The organism is Dactylosporangium darangshiense, assembly GCF_039537565.1.
Classification (GTDB): Bacteria; Actinomycetota; Actinomycetes; order Mycobacteriales; family Micromonosporaceae; genus Dactylosporangium; species Dactylosporangium darangshiense.
The window spans coordinates 39,377-62,527 of record NZ_BAABAT010000002.1 but is presented as its reverse complement, the minus strand read 5'-3'; the positions used below and the strand labels follow the sequence as shown (position 1 = coordinate 62,527).

The 23,151-nt window shown below is 72.6% G+C and carries 24 protein-coding genes; 13 read left to right on the top strand and 11 right to left on the bottom strand.

The annotated features are described in order from the left end of the window. Window positions 1–35 precede the first annotated feature (35 nt). Entirely contained in the window at window positions 36–431 is a 396-nt protein-coding gene (locus ABD901_RS03905; protein ID WP_345121295.1) for a BlaI/MecI/CopY family transcriptional regulator, read from the top strand. Further along, a complete protein-coding gene (locus tag ABD901_RS03900) occupies window positions 428–1,333 on the top strand; it encodes a M48 family metalloprotease (protein ID WP_345121292.1) in 906 nt (301 codons plus the stop codon). Before ABD901_RS03905 ends, ABD901_RS03900 begins: the two co-directional genes overlap by 4 nt. Before the next feature lie 25 nt (window positions 1,334–1,358). Here ABD901_RS03900 and ABD901_RS03895 read toward each other — a convergent pair whose 3' ends face one another. The 4 genes from ABD901_RS03895 to ABD901_RS03880 all read right to left on the bottom strand — a co-directional run bounded on the left by ABD901_RS03895 (window position 1,359) and on the right by ABD901_RS03880 (window position 4,565). Then, complete coding sequence (locus ABD901_RS03895) at window positions 1,359–2,243, bottom strand: ABC transporter permease subunit (RefSeq protein WP_345121290.1); 885 nt, start codon at window positions 2,241–2,243, stop codon at window positions 1,359–1,361. Beyond that, a complete protein-coding gene (locus ABD901_RS03890; RefSeq protein WP_345121288.1) occupies window positions 2,240–3,151 on the bottom strand; it encodes an ABC transporter ATP-binding protein in 912 nt (303 codons plus the stop codon). The genes ABD901_RS03895 and ABD901_RS03890 overlap by 4 nt, the downstream gene beginning before the upstream one ends. A gap of 359 nt (window positions 3,152–3,510) precedes the next feature. Further along, a complete protein-coding gene (locus ABD901_RS03885; RefSeq protein WP_345121286.1) occupies window positions 3,511–4,257 on the bottom strand; it encodes a hypothetical protein in 747 nt (248 codons plus the stop codon). Continuing rightward, entirely contained in the window at window positions 4,254–4,565 is a 312-nt protein-coding gene (locus ABD901_RS03880; protein ID WP_345121284.1) for a PadR family transcriptional regulator, read from the bottom strand. The genes ABD901_RS03885 and ABD901_RS03880 overlap by 4 nt, the downstream gene beginning before the upstream one ends. A gap of 81 nt (window positions 4,566–4,646) precedes the next feature. On the opposite strand from ABD901_RS03880, the gene ABD901_RS03875 reads away from it, so the two are divergent. The 4 genes from ABD901_RS03875 to ABD901_RS03860 all read left to right on the top strand — a co-directional run bounded on the left by ABD901_RS03875 (window position 4,647) and on the right by ABD901_RS03860 (window position 8,882). Continuing rightward, window positions 4,647–5,594 carry a hypothetical protein gene (locus ABD901_RS03875; RefSeq protein WP_345121282.1) on the top strand — a complete coding sequence of 316 codons (948 nt, stop codon included), beginning with the start codon at window positions 4,647–4,649 and terminating at the stop codon, window positions 5,592–5,594. Next, entirely contained in the window at window positions 5,591–6,514 is a 924-nt protein-coding gene (locus tag ABD901_RS03870) for an ABC transporter ATP-binding protein (RefSeq protein WP_345121280.1), read from the top strand. Before ABD901_RS03875 ends, ABD901_RS03870 begins: the two co-directional genes overlap by 4 nt. Further along, on the top strand, window positions 6,501–7,331 hold the full coding sequence (locus tag ABD901_RS03865; protein WP_345121278.1) for an ABC transporter permease subunit: 831 nt from the start codon (window positions 6,501–6,503) through the stop codon (window positions 7,329–7,331). The genes ABD901_RS03870 and ABD901_RS03865 overlap by 14 nt, the downstream gene beginning before the upstream one ends. 237 nt (window positions 7,332–7,568) lie before the next feature. Next, on the top strand, window positions 7,569–8,882 hold the full coding sequence (locus ABD901_RS03860) for a COG4705 family protein (protein ID WP_345121276.1): 1,314 nt from the start codon (window positions 7,569–7,571) through the stop codon (window positions 8,880–8,882). 66 nt (window positions 8,883–8,948) lie between these two features. Here ABD901_RS03860 and ABD901_RS03855 read toward each other — a convergent pair whose 3' ends face one another. Beyond that, window positions 8,949–11,183: an MMPL family transporter gene (locus ABD901_RS03855; protein ID WP_345121274.1), complete on the bottom strand. Its 2,235-nt coding sequence runs from the start codon at window positions 11,181–11,183 to the stop codon at window positions 8,949–8,951. 128 nt (window positions 11,184–11,311) lie between these two features. Here ABD901_RS03855 and ABD901_RS03850 point away from each other — a divergent pair, with 128 nt between their 5' ends. Continuing rightward, complete coding sequence (locus ABD901_RS03850; protein ID WP_345121272.1) at window positions 11,312–12,031, top strand: TetR/AcrR family transcriptional regulator; 720 nt, start codon at window positions 11,312–11,314, stop codon at window positions 12,029–12,031. On the opposite strand, the gene ABD901_RS03845 is transcribed toward ABD901_RS03850, so the two are convergent. Continuing rightward, window positions 11,997–13,259: an MFS transporter gene (locus ABD901_RS03845; protein ID WP_345121270.1), complete on the bottom strand. Its 1,263-nt coding sequence runs from the start codon at window positions 13,257–13,259 to the stop codon at window positions 11,997–11,999. The two genes, ABD901_RS03850 and ABD901_RS03845, sit on opposite strands and share 35 nt — an antisense overlap. A 72-nt stretch (window positions 13,260–13,331) precedes the next feature. On the opposite strand from ABD901_RS03845, the gene ABD901_RS03840 reads away from it, so the two are divergent. Then, a complete protein-coding gene (locus ABD901_RS03840; protein WP_345121268.1) occupies window positions 13,332–14,174 on the top strand; it encodes a LysR family transcriptional regulator in 843 nt (280 codons plus the stop codon). Window positions 14,175–14,176: 2 nt separating this feature from the next. On the opposite strand, the gene ABD901_RS03835 is transcribed toward ABD901_RS03840, so the two are convergent. Then, complete coding sequence (locus tag ABD901_RS03835) at window positions 14,177–14,524, bottom strand: DUF1801 domain-containing protein (RefSeq protein ID WP_345121266.1); 348 nt, start codon at window positions 14,522–14,524, stop codon at window positions 14,177–14,179. 187 nt (window positions 14,525–14,711) lie between these two features. On the opposite strand from ABD901_RS03835, the gene ABD901_RS03830 reads away from it, so the two are divergent. Genes ABD901_RS03830 through ABD901_RS03815 form a run of 4 tightly spaced genes read left to right on the top strand, consistent with a single transcriptional unit; the run spans window position 14,712 to window position 18,307 of the window. Beyond that, the gene (locus ABD901_RS03830; RefSeq protein WP_345121264.1) at window positions 14,712–15,296 is read left to right on the top strand and encodes an NADPH-dependent FMN reductase; all 585 of its coding nucleotides are present in this window, start codon (window positions 14,712–14,714) and stop codon (window positions 15,294–15,296) included. 14 nt (window positions 15,297–15,310) lie between these two features. Beyond that, window positions 15,311–16,606: an FAD-binding oxidoreductase gene (locus ABD901_RS03825; protein WP_345121262.1), complete on the top strand. Its 1,296-nt coding sequence runs from the start codon at window positions 15,311–15,313 to the stop codon at window positions 16,604–16,606. After that, window positions 16,599–17,150 carry a dihydrofolate reductase family protein gene (locus ABD901_RS03820; protein ID WP_345121259.1) on the top strand — a complete coding sequence of 184 codons (552 nt, stop codon included), beginning with the start codon at window positions 16,599–16,601 and terminating at the stop codon, window positions 17,148–17,150. Before ABD901_RS03825 ends, ABD901_RS03820 begins: the two co-directional genes overlap by 8 nt. Window positions 17,151–17,173: 23 nt before the next feature. Next, a complete protein-coding gene (locus ABD901_RS03815) occupies window positions 17,174–18,307 on the top strand; it encodes a serine hydrolase domain-containing protein (RefSeq protein WP_345121257.1) in 1,134 nt (377 codons plus the stop codon). Here ABD901_RS03815 and ABD901_RS03810 read toward each other — a convergent pair. Both ABD901_RS03810 and ABD901_RS03805 read right to left on the bottom strand, forming a co-directional pair. Next, window positions 18,267–21,509 carry an AfsR/SARP family transcriptional regulator gene (locus ABD901_RS03810; protein WP_345121255.1) on the bottom strand — a complete coding sequence of 1,081 codons (3,243 nt, stop codon included), beginning with the start codon at window positions 21,507–21,509 and terminating at the stop codon, window positions 18,267–18,269. The two genes, ABD901_RS03815 and ABD901_RS03810, sit on opposite strands and share 41 nt — an antisense overlap. Before the next feature lie 70 nt (window positions 21,510–21,579). Next, the gene (locus ABD901_RS03805) at window positions 21,580–21,717 is read right to left on the bottom strand and encodes a hypothetical protein (protein WP_345121253.1); all 138 of its coding nucleotides are present in this window, start codon (window positions 21,715–21,717) and stop codon (window positions 21,580–21,582) included. On the opposite strand from ABD901_RS03805, the gene ABD901_RS03800 reads away from it, so the two are divergent. Continuing rightward, complete coding sequence (locus ABD901_RS03800; RefSeq protein WP_345121251.1) at window positions 21,707–22,165, top strand: TetR/AcrR family transcriptional regulator; 459 nt, start codon at window positions 21,707–21,709, stop codon at window positions 22,163–22,165. The genes ABD901_RS03805 and ABD901_RS03800 overlap by 11 nt on opposite strands. Before the next feature lie 16 nt (window positions 22,166–22,181). Here ABD901_RS03800 and ABD901_RS03795 read toward each other — a convergent pair whose 3' ends face one another. Next, a complete protein-coding gene (locus tag ABD901_RS03795) occupies window positions 22,182–22,553 on the bottom strand; it encodes a winged helix-turn-helix transcriptional regulator (protein ID WP_345121249.1) in 372 nt (123 codons plus the stop codon). Window positions 22,554–22,773: 220 nt separating this feature from the next. After that, window positions 22,774–23,133, bottom strand: coding sequence for an ArsR/SmtB family transcription factor (locus ABD901_RS03790; protein ID WP_345121247.1), 360 nt, complete (start codon window positions 23,131–23,133; stop codon window positions 22,774–22,776). Window positions 23,134–23,151: the final 18 nt, after the last annotated feature.

Here is a 23,151-nt window from a genome sequence, read left to right as displayed (position 1 = left end):
GACGGCCGTCATGGCCGGATCGGTACGGTAGAGACGTGACCAGACAGGACATGCCGCCTGAGCGGCGCCCGTGGGGCTCGCTCGAGGCGGACGTGCTGGCCATGCTGCGTGCCGCCGGCGAGCCGCTCACGCCTGCCCAGGTGCAGGCCGGGCTCGACGGCGCGGCGGCGTACAACACCGTCCAGACGGTCCTGACCCGCCTGCAGGAGAAGGCCCTGACGCAGCGGGGGCCCAATCCCCACGGTGGGCGGGGTCACGTCTACTGGGCGACTCACGACACCGCGACCGCCGTCGCGCAGCAGATGCGTGAGCTGCTCGACGGACCCGGCGACCGGCGGGCCGTGCTGCGTGAGTTCACCGCCGAGCTCGACCCGGCCGACGCCGAGGTTTTGCGCGCGCTACTCGGCCAGGTCCGGGGGGATCCGGCATGACATGGCTGGTCTACCTGCCGCTGATGCTGCCGGTGCTGCTGGTCCCGGCCGCCCGGCGTGCGACCGCGGCGGGCCGCCCGGAGACGGCGGCCCGGGCGCTCACCGCTGCGGCACTGCTCGCCGCCGCCTGCTCCACCGCCTGCCTGGTCCTGCTGACCGCGACGTTGGTCGACGACCTGCCGGCCCTGGAGCAGCACGAGGACCGGGCGGCCATTGTCGGCCGGGTCCTGCCCGAGCCCATACCCGACTCGCTGGCTCTTGCCGCCGCGCTGCTCCTGGTGTGGCTCGCCGGACGCCTGGTGCGCGAGGCGTGGCGCCGCGACCGGGCAGCTGCCGTGCTGCATGACGCCGGACGGCCCAACGCCGGCGTCCTGGTGACCGATTGGGCCCCGGCCCGAGCCGTTGCAGTACCGCCACACCGGGGCCGCGCCGGCCATGTGCTGGTCACCACCGGTCTGCTCAGGCTGCTCGACGCCCGGGAACGCGCCGTCGTGTATGCACACGAGCGCGCCCATCTGCGCCGGCGACACCATCGCGTCGCGGCGCTGGCTGCTGCTGCGGCGGCAGTGAACCCGCTCCTGCGCCCGATTCCGCCGATTGTGGACCTCCTCATCGAGCGCAGCGCCGACGAGGACGCGGCCCACAACGCCGGAGATCGCATCCTGGTCGCCCACACCATCGGTAAGGTCGCACTGGGTGGCGAGTCCGCCCATCGCGACGTTGGCGGACTTGGATTCCACGGCTCGGCGACCGTCCGGCGCGTGGCGGCGCTGCTGACACCGCCGTCCGGTCGCGCGCTGCCGCCGCTCGCGCTCGCCGCCGCCGGCCTTGCCCTCGCCGCCACCGGCGCAGCGTTCATCGAGTTCGCCGAGCTCGCCCACGCCTGGATGCCGGCTCACTGACCCGACGCTCAATGGGATGCTGTCGTCAGGCGATGTCGCGACGCCGCAACAACGCCGTGCCGGCCAGGGCGGTCAGGGCGCCGTAGCCGAGCAGGATCGCGGCGCCGACCCATTGCGGTGGGCTCTGGTCGAAGGTTTTCGTCGGCGAGATCATGATCGTGGACGCGACGGACGGGACGATCACCTGGGCGGAGAGGATCCAGTCCTTCTTGATGACATAGGTGTACAGCAGGTCGAACACGCCGCTCGCGGCGGCCGCTCCGACCAGGTACAGCACGGTGGCGGCCACGGTCGCCGTCAGCTGGCTGCGGACGAGCGCGCCGAAGCCGACGCCGAACACGGCCCAGATGGCGTAGGCGGCGAGGTTGAGCAGAACCGCCCGCACGACGCCCCAGTGGCCCAGCTGCGTGCCGTAGCCCTCACTGCTGAGGAAGATCGCGCCGACGGCGAGGGCGAGGACGGTCGAGGCGAGCCAGGACAGCGCGGCAAGGATGACGGCGGTGACCAGCTTGGCGGCGACGACAGCGCCGCGGTGCGGGGTGAGCAGGAACGTGGTGGTCGCCGTCTGCTGGTGGTATTCGCCGGTGATGAGCACGACGCCGAGCAGGCAGGTCAGCAGCACGCCGATGAACTGGCCCGCGGTGAAGATCGTTGCGGCCTGGGTGACGGCGCTGTGGCCCAGCTGCCATTCACCGCGCAGCCGGTTGAGGAACTCCGGCGGCATCTGCGCCACGGTGCGCCCGTGCGCGTGCAGTGCGACGAACTGGTCGAACGGCTGCAGCAGCTCGTGGGCCTGGACCAGGTCGACGGCGAGCATGACACCGGTGCTGAGGAGTGTGGCGGCGGCGAAGAGCCACCAGAGGCTGGTGGTGCGCAGCTTGAACAGCTCTGCTTGGACGAGCCGGGTCATCGGATGGCCGCCTTCGCCTGGGTCAGGTCGAGGAACACGTCCTCGAGGTCAGGTTGTTCGGTGGTGAGGTGGTGCAGTGCGACGCCGGCCGCGAGCGCGGCGTCGCCGACGGACTCGGCGGCCATGCCCGTGACGCGCAGCCGGTTCGGGCCTTCCGTCGTGACGGTGGCGCCGAGCTGCCGCAGCGCCGCGCCGAGCTTGTCCGGTTCCGGGGTGCGGGCGTACACGCTGGCGTCGCCGCCGACCGAGGTGAGGAGGCTGGCGACCGGACCTTGGCGCATGAGTTTCCCGGCCGCGACGATCACGACGTCGTCGGCGAGGGCCTGCATCTCCGACAGCAGGTGGCTGGAGACCAGCACGGTGCGGCCCTGCGCGGCCAGGCCCTGCAGCAGTTCCCGCATCCAGCGGATGCCTTCGGGGTCCAGGCCGTTGGCGGGCTCGTCGAGGATCAGCACCCGCGGGTCGCCGAGCATTGCGGTGGCGATGCCGAGCCGCTGGCGCATGCCCAGCGAGTAGCCCTTGAAGGTGCGGTCGGCCGCCGGGAGCAGGCCGACCAGGTCGAGCACCTCCTCCGCCCGCGTGCGGGGCAGCCGGGCGGTGATGCAGCAGGCCCGGAGATGGTTGCGGCCGGTGCGGCCCTTGTGCGCCGAGGACGCCTCGAGCACGGCGCCCACGACGCGGGTCGGGTCGGCGAGGTCGGTGTAGCGGCGCCCGCCGATCGTGGCCGTGCCGGCGTTCGGTGCGACGAGGCCGAGCAGCATGCGCAGCGTGGTGGTCTTGCCGGCGCCGTTGGGGCCGAGAAACCCGGTGACCCGGCCGGGCTCGACGGTGAACGAGAGGTCGTCCACCGCGGTCACGCCGCGGTACTGCTTGCGCAGCCCGGACACGACGATACGAACGTCGTCCATGAGTCCCTTCCAGCAAACGGTTGATGAGGTGTACGGCCGCGGGCAGATCCGCTGCGTTGCGGTGATCGGAACCGGTAGCGGCCCGGCCATCCTGGGGGGCAACGATGAACGCGCAACCGTCTGCCGGCTAAGAATCACGTGAGAACATCGCACCGGCCGGATCCGGTCACGGCGGTTGGCGCCTACCGGCCCGAAGCAGGCACGACGACGACCGGCGTCGGGCCGCGCACCGACCACGCAGAAGCCGCATGCGACGCATCCTTGCGTCGGTGTCCTGAGAATGCGTTGAATGCCGACCATGGCGCGCTCTGGCCGTGGGCACCTTCAGAGCGCTCGGCAGCCCAGGTCCGCGCGGCGGTCTAGGTGACAGATCGGTGCAGGTTCTGACCGGTCCGCAGGGTCAGCGTGGCCAGCAGGGCGAGCGCCGCGGTCACGCACAGCCCGCCCACGCCGGTGACGGTGCGGACAGCGACGAGCGCGCCCTGTCCGGCGGCCAGCGCCTGGCCCGCACCGACGAGCAGCAGGGCGCCGCGGAGCCGGCGGGTCGACGGCACGACGCAGACGGGCAGGACGCGGGCGATCAGGGTGCACGCCCGGAGCGCGACGTAGGCGAGGGTCGACCAGTAGTAGGCGACCATGGCAACGCGCAGCGCACCCGTCGGGTGCTCGACGAGGCCGCTGTTGGCTAGGGCGAACATGGCGGCGACCAGGACCGCGGGCACCGTCATGGTACGGACCGTCGTTGCGCCGATCACGCGCAGCGCGCGCCGGGTCAGCGGGGGCAGCGGGGCGGCGAGCAGAGCGCCGACCGCGAGCGGCGTGAGCCACAGCACGGTCGCGTGCGGATACGGGGTCGGTTCGGCGGCGCGCAGCAGGAGCATCGCGGCGGCGGTGACGGTGAAGAGCGTGACGGCAAGGACGCGGCGGGTTTGGCCGGCGGCGGTCTCGGGCCAGTCGCTCGGGCGCAGCCAGAGCCTGACCGCCCCGGCGACGGCGTCGGCCCAGGTGCGGACGCCGCGCTCGGCGACCTCGCGGCCGATCTCGGCGCCCCACCGGTCCCGGACGGCCGGCGGGTACAGCGCGATGATGATCTCGGGGGCGCTCATGCGGGCTCGACCCCCAACGCGCGCAGCCCGGCGCGAGTCACCCGCGCCAGTTGCTCGAGCTCGGTGCGCAGCGACTCGCGGCCGGCTTCGGTGATGCGCATGGTGCGCTGGCGTTCCTGGCCCTCGGAGCCCTCGGCGGCGGGCTCGATCAGGCCCCGGGCTTCGAGCCTGGTCAGCGCTCCGTAGAGGCTGCCGGGCCCGAGCTTTCGGCCGGTCAGCTCCTCGATCGCCGTGTTGATCGCGTAGCCGTGGCGCGGGCCGCCCGCCAGGACGGTGAGCACCATCATCTGCGCGTCGGTGCTGTACATGGGCCTCCCTCGACACCGGCATCATACTACGCACCGCGATACTACTTGCATCGTAGTACGAGCCGCGTACTATCGGCGGGCGTGAGACATGCGAAGCTTGCCGCCGTCCTGTCCGCACTCGGATCGGCCGCCGTGTTCGAGGCGCTGACCGTGCTGGCCACCCAGGACAAAGCCGTCCGGGCCGTCAGCCCGTGGCAGGACGACCCCTATGACGTGTTCGTCTCGTTCGCGGTCGTCGCAGTGCCACCACTGGCTGTGGTGATCGCCGCGCGGCTGCTGGTGTGGCACGCCCCCGGCGGCCCCGACCGCGAGCAGCAGACCGCGCGGGCGGCCGGCGCGCTGACCGGGGTGACCGGCCTGCCGCTGGTCTTCGAGTGGTCCGCCGTCATGGTCGGTGCGCACCGCGCGGTCTGGAACGGCTGGACGACGGCCCTCATTGCGGGGCTCGCAGTGGTGTCGGTGCTGGCGCTGGCCGCCGGCGGCATCGTGTGGCGGAGTCGGTCGCCGCGCGCCGCCGCGAGCGGCTGGCAGCATGACTGGCTCGGTGATGTCGCGCTGCTCGCCTCCCGGCTGCCGGTCGTGCGGCGCTGGGCCGGTCCCGGGGTCGTCGAATGGACCCGGCGGCACGCGACCGGTGTGTTCGCCGCGGCCAGTCTGCTGGCCGCCGCGGGCGTCATCGGCGCGCAGGCGATCGGTGAGGGCTGGACCGATCCGCTGCTCATCGGCTGGGCGGTCACCGTCGTGGCGACGTCCATGTTCGCCTTCTGCATCCTCACCAACACGGCCGCGGGGTTCATCGCCCGGCCCGCGCGAACCCGGCCCGCGCACGTCGCGGAGCGGTCGGTGCTGGCCGGCACCGCGGTGCTGGTGGCCATGACCGCGTTCCGCGATCCACTGTGGACCGTCCTCACCGGCGGTCCCGTCACCACGGTTCCCGTCCTCGTCAGCCTGACCGTCGGCGCCGGGCTGGCCGCGTCGGGACTCACCGCCGCCGTGCTGGCGGCCCGCCCGAACGGAGCTACCGGATGATCCAGGTCGAGTCCTTGTCGAAACGCTACGGTCGCCACACCGCGGTCGACCGAATCAGCTTCACCGTCCAGCCCGGACAGGTCTGTGCACTGCTGGGACCGAACGGCGCCGGCAAGACATCCACCATGCGCGTGCTGGTCGGGCTGTCAACACCGACCGACGGGCGCGTCAGCATCCTCGGCGAGCCGGTCGGGCTCGGCGCGGCGGTCCTGCGTCGCGTCGGGGTGCTCATCGACGGCGCGGCGTTCGTGCCGCACCTGAGCGGCCTGGCCAACCTGCGGCTGCTGTGGTCGGCCACCGGACGGACCTGGCCGCCGCCGGCGCTCGACGATGCGCTCAACCTCGCCGGGCTCGGCGATGCCCTGTCGCGGAAGATGCGACGCTACTCCATGGGGATGAAGCAGCGGCTGATGCTCGCCCAGGCGCTCATGCGGGCACCCGACGTGCTCGTTCTCGATGAGCCGGCGAACGGCCTCGACCCCGCCGAGGTCCGAGCGCTCCGCGGGCACCTCGCAAGGCTCGCGGAGACCGGCGTTGCGGTACTGATCTCCAGCCATCAGCTCGCCGAGGTTCAACAGGTCGCCACGCATGCGGTGGTCATGGATCGCGGCCGGCTCGTCGCCGAAGGCCCTCTCGGCGAGCTCCTCGGCGACACCGACACCCTCCGGTTCGAGGTCGACGCGCTCGATCGCGCGGTGGCCGTGCTGCGCGATCTGCCGGGTATCACCGCCGTCGCCACCCGCGACGGCGAAGCCGTCGTGACCGCACCGGGCGTGCCGGCCAGCGACCTGGTCCAGTCGCTCGTGACGGCGGGCATCCGCGTCGCCGGCGTCCACCGGACCGGCAGATCGCTGGAGGACGCCTTCCTGGCCATGACCGAACCCACCTCGAGCACGGGAGAATCTGATGCTGCGCGTTGAACTGCGAACCCAGATCCTGCGGCTGCGCACACTCATCGCGCTCGGCTGCCTGGTCGCGGTACCGATCGCCGCCGGCCTGGCAACCGCCTCCTCCGCCGGCCATCGGTACAACAACCAGGACGGCCTGTTCGGCGCCTCTACCTACTCCGCCCTGAACCACGCGATGGCGAGTCTGCAGTTCACCGGGCCGCTACTGCTGCCCGTCGTGGTGGCGGTGCTGGCCGCTGCAGTCGCCTCCGCAGACCGGGACTGGGGCATCCTGCGCTACCTCTACGTCGCGCCGGTCACCCGCGGCCACCTGCTGGCCGGCAAGCTCGGCGCCGTCGTGGTGGCCGTCGCGGTGGCCGTCGCCTGCGACCTGCTCGCCGGCGTGCTCATCGGCCTCGCCGTGTTCGGCTGGCACCCGTTCCACATCATCGGCGCCCCCGACCTGTCCACCGGGGCGACGATCGGCCGGGTCCTGGCCGCCGCCGGTTACCTGACACTGTGCATGCTCAGCATCGCCGCGATCGCCTTCATGCTCGGTCTGCTGCTGCCGCGCGGCGCCGAAGCGGTTGCGGCCGCGATCGGCTTCGTCGTTGTCGCGAGCATCCTCAACGGGCAGGCGACCGGCCGCGGCGGCGTCCTGCACGCGATCGCGATCGCCCTCCCGGTCCGCTACTGGCAGAGCTGGCCGCGGCTGCTCGAGCGGGCCGGCTCGCCCGACGTGGCCTCGCTCCCGGGCCTCGGAACGGGTATCGCGGTGCAGATCGCGACCATCGGCGTCAGCATCGCGCTCGCCGCGCTGGTGCTGCACCGCCGGGACCCGGCGGCCTGAGCATGCCCATGCCCAGGCGATACGAGCACCGGTCACAACGGTGCCGGGGATGGGTCGGGCCGGTGCGGGCTCATCACCCGACCGACCGCCTTATAGCACGTCGCACCCGAACGTGCTGCGACGTTTCGAATACGACTCGCCGATGCATTACCACCCCCCATTCAAAGAAGACTCGCCGATTCCACCACGACGTCTTCAGCAAAAACTCAGCGCCGCCGACCTACCGTCCGATCCCTATTGAACCGACGTCTGACTGACTGTCGTAAGGGGAGAGCTGTGTCCGTTGCCGCTGGTCGGCCCATGACTTCGCGCGATTGGCTGACGAAGGTACCGGCGATCACCGCCGTGTTCTGGGTCATCAAGGTACTGTCGACAACAATCGGCGAGACATTCGCGGACTATCTGGCCGTGAATGTCGGTCTCGGCCCCGCGGTGACCGACGTCATCATGCTGGCGCTGCTCGTGGGCGCGCTCGTCGTGCAATTCCGGACGCGGCAGTACACTCCGTGGATCTATTGGCTGTGCGTCGTGCTGGTGAGCATCGTCGGCACCCAGCTCACCGACTTCTTCACCGACACGCTGGGCGTGAGCCTATACGTCAGTACCGCCGTCTTCACGGTCGTCCTCGCCGTCGTGTTCATCGTGTGGTACCGGCAGGAGCGCACGCTCGCGATCACCTCCATCGACACACCTCGCCGCGAGGCGTTCTACTGGGGCGCGATCCTAACCACGTTCGCGCTCGGCACTGCCTCCGGTGACCTGGCGACCGAGGCGCTCAACCTGGGCTTCCGCAACGGCGTGCTGATCTTCGGCGGGCTGATCCTGGCCACCTGGATCGCCAACCGCGCCGGGGCCGGTCAGGTGCTGACGTTCTGGATCGCCTACGTGCTCACACGGCCGCTCGGCGCGTCGCTGGGCGATCTGCTCACCCAGGACAAGGACCTCGGCGGGCTGGCGCTCGGCGCGAGCGTCACCAGCATATTGTTCTTCGCCGCCATCCTCGTGCTGGTCGCCCGTGAGCAGGTGCTGGCGAACCGCTATGGTGTCGTCGCCAAAGGCGCCGGACCGCTGGGCGGCCACCGTCAGGACTACGCCTGGGCCGGAGCGGCCGCCCTGGCCGTCGCCGTGATCGGCTTTGGACTCAGCATGACCCACACGTCCCAGCCGGCCACCGATCTCCAGGCCGCAGCCGACCAGAGCAGCGTCACCGTGGGTCAGCAGGGCAGCGGCACCGCGACCCCGGTCCGTCAGGCACACCCGACAACCAAGCTGGGTGACCTGAGCAAGTTCGCGGTGATCGTCGGTGACGTCCAGACCAAGGTCACGAAGAACGACCTGGCCGGAGCGAAGACCCGAGTGAAAGACCTCGAGGTGGCGTGGGACGACGCCGAGGCCGGGCTCAAACCGCGCGACGCCACGAAATGGCACCAACTCGACAGCCAGATCGACGACGCGCTCACGGCCCTACGCACGTCAACACCGAAGCAGACCGACTGCGCCTCCACACTCGCAACCCTGATGCACACCCTGAACAAGTTCGACGGCATCTGACCGTCCGTTCCGGCGCTCCGGCGTGCGGCGGCCCGCCGCGGACAGCGGCGGGCCTACCCCGTGGTGCTATACGGTCGCGAGCTCCGGCTCGGGCAGGTGCTCGTGCGCCCGGCCCTCGACGTGCAGCTCGGGCAGGAGCCGGCCTAGCCGGGCGGGCATCCACCAGTTGACCCGGCCGAGGATGTGCATGACCGCCGGGACCAGCAGGAGCCGCACGACCGTGGCGTCGAGCAGGATCGCCGCGGCCATGCCCACGCCGATGACCTTGAGGACCAGGTCCGGGCTGGGTACGAAGGCCGCGAACACGGCGATCATGATGGCCGCCGCGGCGGTGATGACGCGGGCGGTGCCGGCGAGGCCCTCGGTGACCGCGCGGCCGTTGTCCGACGTGCGGGTCCAGACCTCGCGCATGCGGCTGACCAGGAACACCTCGTAGTCCATCGACAGACCGAACAGCACGGCGAACATGAGTACCGGGACGAATGCCGGCAGCGGCGTCTCGGTGTCGATGCCGATCAGCCGGCCCGCCCAGCCGCCCTGCAGGACCAGCGCCACCACGCCGTAGGAGGCGGCGACGGAGAGCAGGTTCATGGCGGCAGCCTTCAGCGCGACGGTGATGCTGCGGAACGACACGAGCAGCAGCAGCATGGACAGCAGGACGACGCCGCCGATGAGCAGCGGGATCCGCCGGGCGATGTTGGCGGTGCTGTCGATCGCCGTGGCCGTGACACCGCCGACGTGCACGACGGCGCCGGATCCGGCGACCGCCGCCGGCAGGGTGTCACGCAGCCGCTCGACGAGGTCCTTGGTCCGCTGGTCCTGCGGGCCGGTCTTCGGCAGGACCGTGATGACGGCGGTGTCGCCGGCCTGGTTGACCTGCGCCGGCATGGCGAGCGCGACGCCGTCGGTGCGCTGCAGGGCCGTGGCGAGGGCGTCCAGCGGCCCGCGGCCGCCGGGCAGTTCCACAGCGAGGACGAGCGGGCCGTTGGCGCCGGGGCCGAAGCCCTGGGAGACCAGGTCGTACGCCTGCCGGGTGGACGTCTCGGCCCGGTTGTTGCCGGCGTCGGGGAACCCGAACCGCACGCCGAGGAACGGCGCGGCGAGGGCCAGCAGGATCGCGAGGCCGGCGAGGGCGGAGACGAACCGGTGCCGCTGGACGAAGGTGCTCCAGCGCAGCCAGGCGCGGCTCGGCTCGATGTGGCCGCCGGCGGCGACGGTGAGCGCCGCGCGCCGGCCGAGCGGCAGCCGGAGCCGGTCGACGTGCCGGCCGAGGTACCCCAGCAGCGCCGGGAACAGGGTCATGCTGGCGACCAGGGTCACGAGCACGCCGAGGATGGTGACGAGGGCCGCGCCGCGCATGAACGACAGGCCCATCGCGAACAGGCCGAGCATGCTGACGATGACGGTGCTGCCGGCGACCATGACCGATCGGCCCGCGGTGTCGAGCGTCGCCACGGTGGCGGCCTCCGGATCCAGGCCGGCGGCCCGCCACTCGCGGAAGCGGGTGACCATGAGCAGCACGTAGTCGATGCCGATGCCGATGCCCATCATGGTCGCCAGCGAGGTCGACCAGTCCGGCGCGTCGACGAACAGGATGAGCAGCGCGGTGAGGCTGCTGCTCACGGCCAGCCCGGCGACGGCGACGAGCACCGGCAGGCCGGCCGCGACGACCGAGCCGAAGGTCAGCAGCAGGATGATGATGGCCGCGGCGAGGCCGATGCCCTCGGAGCCGATGGCGCCCTGCTCGGCGCGCTGGATGCTCTGGCCGCCGAGCGCGACGGTCAGGCCGGGGTGCTCGGCCGCGTGCGCGATGTCGAGCAGCCGCTGGCTGTCCGCGACGGGCATGTCGTCGGGGTTGGTGACGTCCAGGCGCAGGTTCGCGACCAGGGTGCGGCCGTCGGCCGCGATCGCGCCAGGCGCCTGGAACGGGTCCTCGGCGCCCGCCACGTGCGGCGCCGCGGTCAGCGACGCGAGCAGCGCCTGTACGTCGCCGCGGAGGCCGGCGACGCCGCCGTCGGCCCGCACGACGACCGAGACGGTCGCGCCGGACTGGCTGGGGAAGCGCTGCTCCAACAGCTCCAGGGCCTGCTTGGAGTCGGAGCCGGGCGCGGAGTAGTCGGCCTTGAAGTCGCCGCCGAAGAACGTCGAGAGCACGACGGCGGCGGCGAGGGCGGCCACCCAGGCGAGCACCGTCACGCCCCGGCGCCGGTAGGACAGGCGGGCCAGGCGCCCGAGCGGGCCGAGTTTCGGCTGCGGTGCTCCCGGGCTTGCCTCGTCCGGGAGCGTCGCGAGGTCGGTCATGATTCCTGCCTCAGGTAATGTCAAGTTATCAGCGTTACGACTATTAACCAACATGACGAGACATCACTTGTCAAGCCGCTTCACGTCTGTAACGATGCTTAACAGAACGTTCATCTGGAGGAAGCACCATGGGCATCGCCCCGCGCTCGGCGCCCCGGCGGGAGAAGGCGCGCGCCGCGACGATCGAGGAGATCAAGCGGACGGCCGTCGCCCTCATGCGCGAGCACGGCACGGCCGATCTCAAGTTCGCCGACATCGCCCGCGCCATGGACATGACCGCGCCGGCGCTGTATCGCTACTTCGCCGACCGCGACGCGCTGCTCAGCGATCTGATCGCCGATGCGTACAACGACCTCGGCGACGCAGTGGCAAAGGCGCGCGACGCGTTGCCGGCCGACGACGTCGGCGGGCGTTTCCTGGCCGTCGCGCAGAGCTACCGGCGGTGGGCCCGGGAGGAGCCGCAGCAGTTCGCGCTGATCCTCGGCCTGCCGATCAAGGGGTACACCGCGCCCGAGGACGGCCCGACCACGGAGGCGGCGCAGCGGGCGATGTCACAGCTGTCCGCGCTGTTCGTGCAGGCCCTCGCGGCCGGCCGGCTCGCACCGCCGCGGGTGCGCGAGGTGCACCCCTCACTCGTCGCCTGCGCCGAGCTCAAGAGCCACGACCTGCCCGTGGCCATCCCGGCCGACACCTTCCAGGCGATGCTGCAGGCGTGGTCGGCGCTGCACGGCTTCGTGTCGCTGGAGGCCTACGGTCACTTCGCCTGGATCGACGAGGCCGGCCGCGACGCGCTGTTCGAAAGCCACGCCCGGCTCACGGCGCAGAACGCCGGGCTGCCGCTGGACTGAGCGCTGCGGCCCGCGGCTCACGGTCCGATGCCACGGCGTCGCCGAGATCGCTGAGCGCAGGCCGCGTTCGCGCGAGCGAGCGCCGGGACAGCAGACATCCGGTCAGCGCGGCGGCCAGGCCGGCCAGCCCGGCCGCCGCGAAGCCGCCCGCCGGCACGGAGAGGTCGATCGCCACCCCGACGAGCGGTGATCCGAGCGCGAAACCCGCGCTCAGCGCCGAGGATTGCAGACCGATCGCCTCACCCCGCACGCTGGCCGGCGCCAGCCGGCTCACCGCGTCGGCCACCGTGGAGAGGGTCGGCGCGGTGAGCAGCCCGGTGCCGACCATGGCCACGCACAACCAGGGCCAGTCGTGTGCGAGCCCGGCGGGGATGGTCACGAGCCCCAGCAGGCCGAGCAGCAGCCACGTGGGCAGCGGCCGGGACAGCGCGCCATAGATCAGTCCGCCGGCGACGGACGCCACGCCGAAGACGGCCACGACCCCGGCGGCCCAGGACACCTGTCCCGCCGCTCGGAGCGTGGCGACGATGGCGAGGTCGACGCCGCTGAGCAGCGTTGTGGCGCCGAGCGCCATCGTGAGTACCGCAATCATGCCGGCGCCCAGCCACTCTCGACGCGGTGGTCGTCCGGCCGCCCCGGCGTCCGCCTCGTTCGCGGCTCGCACCGGCGGGTTGAGCAGGGCGATCCCGGCCCCGCCGAGCGCGATCGCGGCGCCGACTCCCCACGCCACCACACCGGGGGACAGCGCCGCCGCGCACAGGATCACCACCGCCGGCCCCACGATGTACGACAGCTCGCCCTGCACCGATTCCAGCGCGAACGCGGCCCGGCGTTGCGTCGCCGTCGTCATCGCGGTGATTGCCTGCCTGGTCGCCGACTGGGCCGGCACCATCAGCAGGCCCGCCGCGAAGGCGGCGCCCAGCAGGATCCCGTACGGCAGGATCGGCACGCTCAGCCAGAACACGACCTGCAGCACGACGGTCGCCAGCAGCACGGTACGCAGCCCGCGCCGGTCGATCATGCGGCCGAGCAGCGGCCCGCCCAGCGCCACCCCGGCGGTCAGCGCCGCCGCGACGCCACCCGCTGCCGCATAGGTCATGTGCAGGCCCAGCACGATGTACATCGTCAGCGCCATCACGTCGGCCGTGATCGCGGTGCGGGCGAGCAGCGAGACGCCCAGGAGCGATGCCATCCCTGGCAGGGCGAGCACCTGCCGGTATCCGGTCACATACGTGACGCTAGATCGTCCGCGACGTTATAGGAACGCGTAATTTGCTGAGGTCAGGCATAATGAATTCTTATGCCCCGGGACCTTGAGACCGCGTTGCTGCGGGCGTTCGTGACCGCCGTGCGCTCGGGCAGCATCAGCCGCGCCGCGACCGTGCTCGGACACACCCAGCCCGCGCTGAGCCAGCAGTTGCGCAAGCTCGAGAGCGTGGTCGGCCGCCCATTGCTGCACCGCTCGCCGGCCGGCGTCTCGCCGACCCGGGCGGGTGACGAGCTGCTGCCCTACGCCGAACGCATCCTCGCGCTCTCCGCACAGGCACTCACCGAAACCGGACGCGCGCTGACCGGCCACTGCGGCGTCGGACTGCTCGAAGACCTGGCCGCGTCCCAGCTTCCGCAGGCCCTCGCCGACCTCGCCCGGCTGCATCCCGGCGCGACGCTGGAGGTGCTCAGCGTTTCCAGCGCCGCGATGCGGGAGGCCTACGACGGGGGCCGCGTCCACCTCGTGCTCGACGAGGTACCGGACCTTCCCGGCCCGCCGCGCTGGACGGTGCGCCGCCCGCTGGTCTGGGCGATCGGCCAGGGTGTGGACGTGGCCGCCGATCCCCTGCCGGTGGTGCTGTTCTCGAACACGTGCGCCTGGCGCACAGCGGTCGTGGAGACGCTGGACCGCACCGATCGGCATTGGCGGGTGGCGTTCGAAAGCAACAGCCTGGTCGGTGTGCTCGCCGCGTTGCGGGCCGGGCTCGGCGTCGCGGCGCTCATGCCCGCGAACCTCGAACCGGTCATGGCCTGCCACGACGCGGACGCCCTGCCCACCCTGCCGGACGTCGAACTCGGTCTCGCACGGCACCCGCGGACCAACGGCGATCCGCTGATCGATGCCGTGGAGACCGCGCTACGGCGCACGATCTGAGCTCAGCGGCCGTCCAGCGCTACGGCCTGGCGGATGTAGTCGGCCACGGCGTCGTTGTCGATGCCGCCGGCGCTCTTCAGCTTGATGTGCCTGGTGGTCTTGCCCGTGCCTTCGAGCAGCCCGTGGCTGTCGGTGAACGCCGCACCCCGGCCGAACGCCAGCGTGAGGTGCGTCTTGCTGCGGCTGATGATGGCCAGCAGGCCGCGGCCGGTCCACGCCGGCGAGCCGCGGCTGATCACCAGCTGGGCGTGCGGGGCGTGCCGGCACATGAGTTCGCGCAGCGACTCGAAGATCTCGCGGTGGTACGGCTCGAAGTTGGCGTTGACGTAGGCATCGACGTCGCCGGTCATGGCTCGGTGTCCGTTCTCTGGGTGAGGTGCTTGTCCGAGATACGGTGCGCCGGGCGCCTTACCGTTTCTTGACGGTCGCAGGTGAGTCGGCTGTGCCGATGACGAGGTCGCCGTAAGGAAACCGTAAACGGCGTTGGGCAGCGTGGGCGGTGTCGCAGGAACGGCACCGATCCGAGGGAGGCCCACGATGCCGGAACGTCGAGCGCTGCGCGTGGTCGTCATCGTCGGCAGCACCCGCAGCGGCCGGTTCGGGCCGACCATCGCCGCCTGGTTCATCACGCACGCCGAGCGGCGTGGCGACCTGGAGGTGGACCTCGTCGACCTCGCCGTCGCCGGGCTGCCCGAGACGCTCACCGACGACGAGGAGCCGCGACCGGCCGCGGTACTGGCGCTGGCGCCACGGCTCACGGCGGCCGACGCGTTCGTGGTGGTGACCCCGGAGTACAACCACAGCTTCCCCGCCCCGTTGAAGAGCGCGATCGACTGGTACGTCGAGGAATGGCGGGCCAAGCCGGTCGCGCTCGTGTCCTACGGCCGCGAGACCGGCGGACTGCTTGCGGCCGGGCAGCTGCGCCAGATCTTCAGCGAGCTCGACGCGGTGCCGATCCGCGCCGCCGTGAGCCTGCCCCGCTACTGGGAGCAGTTCGCCCCCGACGGCAGCTGGCCGCGGCACACCGCCGAGTGCAACGCCACGGCGAAGACGACGCTCGACCGGCTCACCTGGTGGGCCACCGTTCTGCGCGACGCCCGCACCACCTACCGGTACCAATGAGCAAGGGACTGATGATGGGAACACGTGAAGCCGCCCGCGAGCTCGGTTCGCGGATCGCCGGGCGGGTGCTGCTGCCGGGGTCGGCGGACTATGACGGCGCCCGGCATGCGCGCGATCCGGCCCTTGACCCGCACCCGGCACTCATCGCCGAGGCGGCCCGGATCGAGGACGTCCCGGCCGCGCTGCGGGTCGCCCGGGAGCAGGCGCTGCCGTTCGCGGTGCAGGCCACCGGGCACGGCACGCTGCGCGCCGCCGACGGCGCGCTGCTGCTGAAATCGACATCGCTGGACGGCATCGACATCGACGCCCGTCGTCGGATCGCGCGGGTCGGTCCGGGCGCCCGGTGGGCCGCCGTGGTCGCCGCCGCTGCGGCACAAGGGTTGGTACCGCTAGCAGGATCCTCGGGCGACGTCGGCGTGACCGGCTACACGCTCGGCGGCGGACACAGCTGGCTGTCGCGCCGGTTCGGCCTCGCCGCCGACAGCGTCCTGAGCGCCGAGATCGTCACCGCCGAGGGCGTCACGGTCGCAGCCGACGCCGACAGCCACCCGGACCTGTTCTGGGCGGTGCGCGGCGGCGGCGGGAACTTCGGCGTCGTCACGGCGCTGGAGTTCCGGCTGTTCCCCATTCCTGAGGCGTACGGCGGCACCGTGTGGTTTGCGCCGGAGCGGGTCGGCGAAATCCTCGCCTGGTACCGCGAGCACGCCCCGGGCCATCCGCCGCAACTGAACGTCGTGGTGGTCGTGCGGCCCGACGGGGTCGCCGTCCGCGGCCTGCACCTCGGCCCCGCCGCCCGGGCGGAGCGCCTGCTGCGTCCACTGTGGAACGCCGCGGGCCGGCCGGTGCGCGGCGGCTTCGCCGCGCTGGGCGTCGAAGCGATGTTCGCCCTCGGCGACGTGGCGCCGCGGCATGCGGAGCTGTTCGCAACGCTGCCCGACACCGTGCTCAAGCAGGTGGTGTCCGCCGTCGCGGACGGCGCCGACCCGGCGGTCGGCGCGGTCGAGGTCCGGCACTGGGGCGGCGCCATCGCCGAACCGGGCGGCGACGTGGGACCCGCCGGGCACCGCGACACGCCGTATTCCGTCGTCCTCGACGCGGCCGACGACGCGTTGGCGTCGGTGCTGCGCCCGCACGCCACGGGCGGATCGTTCCTGAACCTGCTCAACGACCCGGCCCGCGTCGCGGCCGCGTTCACCGGCGCGAACCTGCGCCGGCTGGCACGCGTCAAGCGGGCCTACGACCCGGACAACGTGTTTCGGTTCAACGCCAACATCCTGCCCGATCCTGCCGAAGGAGTGCTCCATGCGTAAGGTCATCGCCTCGGTCTTCACGACCCTCGACGGTGTGATGGACAACCCGCAAGACTGGTCGTTCTCCCATGTGAGCGACGGCTACCTGCGCTACGCCCGCGACCAGCTGTTCGCGGCGGACGCGCTGCTGATGGGGCGGGTGACCTACGAGGGCTTCGCCGGGTCGTGGCCGTCGCGGACCGGCGACGAGTTCTCGGACCGGATCAACAGCATGCCCAAGTACGTGGCGTCCACGACCCTCGGCAGCGTCACGTGGACCAACTCCCGCCTCCTGGCCGGCGACCTCGCCGACGCCGTCCGCGCACTCAAGCAGCAGCCGGGCGGAGACCTGCTGATGTACGGGTGCGGCCCGGTCGCCAAAACCCTCGCCGCGCACGGTCTGCTCGACGAGGTGCGGCTGTGGGTACACCCGGTCGTGCTCGGCACCGGCTCCGGGCCGTTCACCGGCTGGCCGCAGACCCAGCTGGCACACGTTGCCACCCATCCGCTCGACAAGGGCGTGCTGATCCTCAGCTACGCACCGAGCACCGTCAGCCAGCCGTGAACATCTCCAGGGGGAACACCGTCATGTCAGCACTGCAGCAGCAGGTGCAGTCCGTCGTCGACGAGCTGGTCGAGACCGGTGCCGAGCGGGGGTTGCAGGTCGCGGTGTACCGCCGCGGCGAGCCGGTCGTCGATGCGGTGGCCGGCGTCGCGGACGCGGCCACCGGCCGGCCCGTCACGTCGGGCACGCCGTTTCACGTCACGTCGACCGGCAAGGGTGTCACGGCCACCGTCATCCACGTGCTCGTCGAGCGTGGCGAGCTGGGCTACGACACGCGGATCGCCGAGCTGTGGCCGGAGTTCCGCGCCCACGGCAAGGATCGCGCCACGGTCCGGCACGCGTTGACCCACACCGTCGGCGTGCCCGGGGTGCCGGTGGACACCACGCCCGAGGACCTGTGCGACTGGGCGGGCATGTGCGCCGCCATCGCCGACGCCGCGCCGTGGTGGGAGCCGGGCACGAAGCAGGGGTACCACCCGCAGACGTTCGGCTACATCCTCGGCGAGGTCGCTCGCCGGGCCACCGGCCTGAGCATGTCCGAACTGCTGCGCCGGCACGTCGCCGGCCCGCTCGGGCTGGTCGGCGAGCTGTACTTCGGGGTGCCGGCCGCCGAGCAGCCGTCGGTGGCCCGGATGGAGGAGGCCGACGAGGCCGCGCAGATGACGCCCGAGATGTTCGCCGCGCTGGCGGAGCAGGTGCCGTTCTTCCGGATCGTCGACGGCTGGACCGCCGCCCCGCCGCACGCGATGCCCACCGCCGCGTACTGCAACCGGGCCGACGTGCTGGCCGCCGACATCCCGGCCGGCGGGGTGATGTCCGCCCGCGCCCTCGCGCGGATGTACGCCGCGCTGATGGACGGCGTCGACGGCGTCCGGCTCGTCGGCGCGGACCGGCTGCGCGAGGCGACGGCGCCGGCGATCAGCGGCGTCGACGAGGTCGTCGGCTTCCCCGGCACCCGCAGCCTCGGATACAGCCTCGGCTTCCCGGGCCCGCTGGACAGCCCGACGCTGTTCGGGATGGCCGGCAGCGGCGGCACGGCGGCCTACGCGGACACGGCCACCGGTCTCGCGGTCGCGGTCTGCAAGAACCGGGTCAGCGCCGGCGACTACAGCACGTTCAACCGGATTGCCGAGACGGTCGCGAAGACAGTGAGCTGAACGCGTCCTCCGCGCTCAGCTCGCGGCCCTGCGTCACCATCGCGTGGTAGTCGGCGTCGCCGAGCACCGACCGGGCCGCCGCGGCCGTGCGGTCCAGGTCATAGCGCTCGGCGACGCTGACCGGCATGCCGAGCCGATCCCGGGCGGCGGCAACGGCACCGAGGATGCGGGCGGCCCGGCCGGCGCCGGGCCGCCCGCCGTCCAGCGCCTCCACACCGGCCAGCCCGGCCAGGGCATGCACGGCGTCGCGGGCCGCGCCGAGCCGCTGCGCGATGGCGTACGACTCGGCGTGGCTGCGCCGGGCCGTGATCGCATCGCCCCGCTGCTCGGCGAGGTATCCCCATTCGACCAGCACACTGGGCACGTGCAGCGGCTGGCCGGCCTCGCCGTCGCGGTCCGCGGCGGCGGCGAGCAGGCTGTGCAGGTGCGCGTCGGCCGCCTCGAGGTCGCCGGCCCGGCGGGCGGCGAACGCCAGCCCCATCTCGGCGAAGATCGCGTTGAGCGGGGAGCCCTGCTCCTGCGACAGCCGCAGCGCGCGGGCGCTCAGCTCACGGGCCGCCGCGTAGTCGCCGCGCTGCAGTGCGCCCCATCCGAGCCAGGACAACCGCCCGGCAACCTCCGGCCACAGCCCCAGGTCCTCGGCGATGCGCAGGCCGTCCTGGTGCAGGTCGGCGGCGCGGCGGTGATCGCCGGTCAGCTCGGCGTGCGCCGCCAGCCACTCCGAGGCGTGCAGCAGGCCCCACCGGTCGCCGAGCCGGCGAAACAGCACCACGCTGCGCCCGGCGTCACCGGCCAGGGCGTCGAGGTCGCCGGTGATGTGGGCGTGCTTGGCCCGCAGGCTCAGCGCCGCCGCGACGCCCCACCGGTCGCCGATCTCCTGGAACTGCGCCAGTGCCTGTTCGACCAGTGCGCTGACGGCGGGCACGTCGCCGAGGTCCGTTTCGGCGAACGCCAGGAACCACAGCGCTCGGGCCCGGGCGCCGGGATCGTCGACCTCGTCGAGGCCGCGCACCGCGGCCGCGTGCCGGGCGGGCCAGTCCGCGATGTCGCCAAGCAGGAACACGATGCCGGTCAGCCAGGCCGATGCGGTGGCCCGCAGCGCCGGCCGGGTCGCGCCGGCCCCGGCCAGCGCGGCGCGCAGGGCTCGCTGCGCCTCGGTCAGCCGGCCGCGCAGGAACCAGTACCACGCCAGGGCGTTGGCCAGCCGCAGCGGGAGATCGTCGCCGGCGCGGTCCAGGGCGGTCCGCAGGTTGGCGGCCTCCGCGTCGAGCCGGCGCAGCCACTCGCGCTGACCGGGCCCGTAGAGCTGCGGCGCGGCCGCCTCGGCCAGCTCGGTGTAGTAGCGCCAGGCCCGCCGCGCGATCGGCTCGGCCTCACCGGCCTCGGCCAGCCGCTCGGCCCCGAAGGCGGCCACGGACTCCAGCAGCCGGTACCGCGGACCACCGCCGTCGACTCCCTCGGCCACGGCGACCAGCGACCGGTCGACCAGACGGCCGATCACGTCGAGGACCGCCGCGCCCGACAGTTCGCCGTCGGCGCACACCACGACCGCGGCCTCGCGCGTACAGCCGTCGGCATGCACCGCGAGCCGGCGCAGCACCAGCTGCTCCGGCCCGGTGAGCAGCTGCCAGCTCCAGTCGATCATCGCCAGCAACGTCTGCTGGCGGGGCGGGGCACCGCGATGCCCGGTGGCGAGCAGCCGGAAGCGGTCGTCGAGGCCGGCGACGAGGCCCTCCACGCCGAGCGCCCGCACGCGGGTCGCGGCCAGCTCCAGCGCCAGCGGGATGCCGTCGAGGCGCCGGCACAGCAGCGCGACGCCGGCCGCGTTGCCCGGCGTGAGGGCGAAGCCGTGCGCCGCGGCGGCGGCCCGGGCAACGAAGAGCTGCCCGGCGCCGGTCTGCGCCACCGCCTCGGGATCCGCGCTCGCCGGCACGTCCAGCGGCGGTACCGGCCACACCGTCTCGCCCGGCAGGCCCAACGGCTCGCGGCTCGTCGCCAGCAGCCGGACGCCGGGCGCCGCGCCCAGCAGCCGTCCGGCGAGCCCGGCGACCTGGTCGGCGAGGTGTTCACAGTTGTCCAGCACCAGCAGGAGCTGCCGGTCGCGCAGCACGGTGACGAGGCGCTCGACCGGACCCTGCGGTGCGCCCGGACCGGCGCTGTCGTGCACGTCGAGCATGTCGAGCACCGTGCCGGCGAGCAGCTCCGGCGGGTCCGTCGGGCCATGCGCCGCGAGCTCGGCCAGCCACACCCCGTCGGGACAGTCCGGTTCCAGGCGGCGGGCGACCTCGATGGCGAGGCGGGTCTTGCCGACACCGCCGGACCCGGTGAGCGATACCAGGCGGTGCTCGCCCACCAGGGCCCGCAGCGCGTCGACGGCGGCGTCACGGCCGATCAGGCCGGTCACCGCGGCCGGCAGGTTCGTCGCCGGGCGGTTCCTGCCGGCCCGGCCCGGCCCGGCGGGCAGGGACAGCGCCGGGTCCTGCCGCAGGATCGCCTGGTGCAGCGCGGCGATCTCCACGCCCGGCTCCAGGCCGAGCTCGTCCTGCAGCTGGACGCGCAGGCGCGAGTAGCCGTCGAGTGCCTCGGCCTGCCGGCCCGCACGGTACAGCGCGAGCATGTGCAACGCCCGCGGTCGCTCGCGCAGCGGGTGCTCGGCCACCAGCTCGGCCAGCTCGCCGGCGACCACGTCGTGCTCGCCCACGGCGAGCCGGGCCTCGGCGAGGTCCTCCCATGCCACCAGCCGCTGCTCGTCGAGGCGGGCGGTCACCGGCCGGGTGAAGTCCTCGTCACGGAAGTCGGCGAACGCCGGGCCGCGCCACAGCGCCAGTGCGTCGGCCAGCAGCGCGGCGCGCTCGGCCGGCGCGGGTGTCGCGCGCGCCGCCGTGGTCAGCTCCGCGAACCGGTGCACGTCCAGCGCGCCGCCGTCGACGCACAGCACGTACCCGGGCGGCGGCGACAACACCAGCCGCCGCGCCCCCGGCTCGGCGTCGTCGAGCACCCGACGCAGCTGCGAGACCTTCGCCGACAAGGCGGCGGGCGCGTTGCCCGGCGGGCGGTCGCCCCACAGGTCTTCGATGAGCCGGTCGGCGGTCACCGGCCGGCCCGCCTCCAGCAGCAGCGCGGCGAGCAGCGCGCGGACCTTGAGACCCGGCACCGCGACCGGCCGGCCGTCGTCGTTCCAGACCGTTACCGGTCCCAGCACCCCGAACTGCATGTCTCCCCCGAGTTTGTCGCGCGCTTTGCCAGCCGAAGACTATCGCCGGTCGGCCGCGTCATTGCGGGGTAGCGACCCGGGCCAGGACGATGCCGCCGACGATGAGGGCGAGCGCCGCCATGCGGGCGACCGTCACCGACTCGTCGTGTACCACGATGCCCAGGCCGATCGCGCCGATGGCGCCGATGCCGGCCAAGGCCGCCGGCGTCGGCCGGGCCACGCTGTACCGCCGGTACCCCGATCCGGCCACGGTCGCGGTGGCCCTGCTCGACGAGCACGAGCGAGACCTGCAGCAGCGGCTGCTCAGCGGGCCGCCGCCGCTCGGTCCCGGCGCACCGCCGCTCCAGCGGCTGGTGGCCTTCTACGCGGCGATGGTCGCGCTGCTCGAGCAGCATCTGCCGCTCGCCGAGACCGGCAGCGCGAGGTTCGCCGTCGGCGCATACGGGTTCTGGCGCGCGCACGTGCGGCACCTGCTCGACACCGCGGGCATCGCCTCGTCCGACGGCATCGTCGATGTGCTCCTGGCGCCATTGGCCCCCGAGTTGTACCGCTACCAGCGCTTCGAACGCCACCAGTCGGTCGATGAGATCGCCGAGGGTCTGGCCTGGCTCGCCCGACGCGTCCTGGCGCCCGACGCCGGGTAGCCACGCACGGCGACCCTCAGCGCTGTTCGGGCCTGGACGTCTGATGCGTCGCCGCCCATCCCCCGAGGGCGGCCAACTGGTCCCGCAACGACGCGCCGAGCTCGGTCAACGCGTACTCGACACGCATGGCCTTCCCGCCCCGAACCGTGCGGCTGACGAAGCCCTCGTCCTGCAAGCCGCGCAGCGTGCGGGTCAGCATGCGCCGGCTGATGCCCTCGATGGACCGGTCGAGCTCGTTGAACCCGTGCGCGCCCGTGGCCAGCAACCGGATGACGACCGGGCTCCACTTGTCACCGACCCGGCGCAGCAGGCGCGTCACCGGGCACGCCTCGTGCTCGGCCACGGTGACGAAGGTGCCTTTCGACGCTCGCGCCGCGTCAGTGGACATCAATGTGCCTTCTTTCCTCGGGCGTGGCAGGCCGTCGAGGATCAGGCTATGCACACCATTGAGCTGGGCGGCGTCTCGGTGACGCGGATCGCGGCGGCACCGGGCAGCACGTCCCGGCCTTTTCCAACGCCAGGTACCTGTTCGCCCAAAGCGATGTCGAGTTCTTCCGCGACCGCGGCGCCGCTTTCACCGAGTCGGTCGAGCCGATCCTTCGCGCTGCTCAGGCCGTCGTCTGGGACGGCACGTACACGATCGACGAACACCTTCGCCTGACGCTCGCGCCCGGCCACACCCCCGGGATTTCTTCCCAGTAGCAGCGGTACTGCTCGAGCCAGTCGGCCGCCGCCTTGAGCGGGCTGGCCTCGAGCCGGCACGGTCGCCGCTGTGCAGCGCGGCCGCGCGAGATGAGTCCGGCACGTTCCAGGACCTTGAGGTGTTTGGATATGGCGGGCTGGCTCATGTCGAACGGCGCGGCCAGCTCCGTCATCGTGGCCTCGCCCGCTGCCAGCCGGGCGAGGATCGCTCGGCGCGTCGGATCGGCGAGCGCGGCGAGCGTCACGTCGAGCGGCTTCGGGCTCATGCTTCCGTCAGGTCGAAG

Excerpts from the sequence above, each read along its gene's own strand:
- ABD901_RS03900 (WP_345121292.1), top strand. The coding sequence starts at position 428 with ATGACATGGCTGGTCTACCTGCCGCTGATGCTGCCGGTGCTGCTGGTC.
- ABD901_RS03895 (WP_345121290.1), bottom strand. The coding sequence starts at position 2,243 with ATGACCCGGCTCGTCCAAGCAGAGCTGTTCAAGCTGCGCACCACCAGC.
- ABD901_RS03890 (WP_345121288.1), bottom strand. The coding sequence starts at position 3,151 with ATGGACGACGTTCGTATCGTCGTGTCCGGGCTGCGCAAGCAGTACCGC.
- ABD901_RS03885 (WP_345121286.1), bottom strand. The coding sequence starts at position 4,257 with ATGAGCGCCCCCGAGATCATCATCGCGCTGTACCCGCCGGCCGTCCGG.
- ABD901_RS03880 (WP_345121284.1), bottom strand. The coding sequence starts at position 4,565 with ATGTACAGCACCGACGCGCAGATGATGGTGCTCACCGTCCTGGCGGGC.
- ABD901_RS03870 (WP_345121280.1), top strand. The coding sequence starts at position 5,591 with ATGATCCAGGTCGAGTCCTTGTCGAAACGCTACGGTCGCCACACCGCG.
- ABD901_RS03865 (WP_345121278.1), top strand. The coding sequence starts at position 6,501 with ATGCTGCGCGTTGAACTGCGAACCCAGATCCTGCGGCTGCGCACACTC.
- ABD901_RS03855 (WP_345121274.1), bottom strand. The coding sequence starts at position 11,183 with ATGACCGACCTCGCGACGCTCCCGGACGAGGCAAGCCCGGGAGCACCG.
- ABD901_RS03850 (WP_345121272.1), top strand. The coding sequence starts at position 11,312 with ATGGGCATCGCCCCGCGCTCGGCGCCCCGGCGGGAGAAGGCGCGCGCC.
- ABD901_RS03840 (WP_345121268.1), top strand. The coding sequence starts at position 13,332 with ATGCCCCGGGACCTTGAGACCGCGTTGCTGCGGGCGTTCGTGACCGCC.
- ABD901_RS03835 (WP_345121266.1), bottom strand. The coding sequence starts at position 14,524 with ATGACCGGCGACGTCGATGCCTACGTCAACGCCAACTTCGAGCCGTAC.
- ABD901_RS03830 (WP_345121264.1), top strand. The coding sequence starts at position 14,712 with ATGCCGGAACGTCGAGCGCTGCGCGTGGTCGTCATCGTCGGCAGCACC.
- ABD901_RS03825 (WP_345121262.1), top strand. The coding sequence starts at position 15,311 with ATGGGAACACGTGAAGCCGCCCGCGAGCTCGGTTCGCGGATCGCCGGG.
- ABD901_RS03820 (WP_345121259.1), top strand. The coding sequence starts at position 16,599 with ATGCGTAAGGTCATCGCCTCGGTCTTCACGACCCTCGACGGTGTGATG.
- ABD901_RS03815 (WP_345121257.1), top strand. The coding sequence starts at position 17,174 with ATGTCAGCACTGCAGCAGCAGGTGCAGTCCGTCGTCGACGAGCTGGTC.
- ABD901_RS03800 (WP_345121251.1), top strand. The coding sequence starts at position 21,707 with ATGCCGGCCAAGGCCGCCGGCGTCGGCCGGGCCACGCTGTACCGCCGG.
- ABD901_RS03795 (WP_345121249.1), bottom strand. The coding sequence starts at position 22,553 with ATGTCCACTGACGCGGCGCGAGCGTCGAAAGGCACCTTCGTCACCGTG.
- ABD901_RS03790 (WP_345121247.1), bottom strand. The coding sequence starts at position 23,133 with ATGAGCCCGAAGCCGCTCGACGTGACGCTCGCCGCGCTCGCCGATCCG.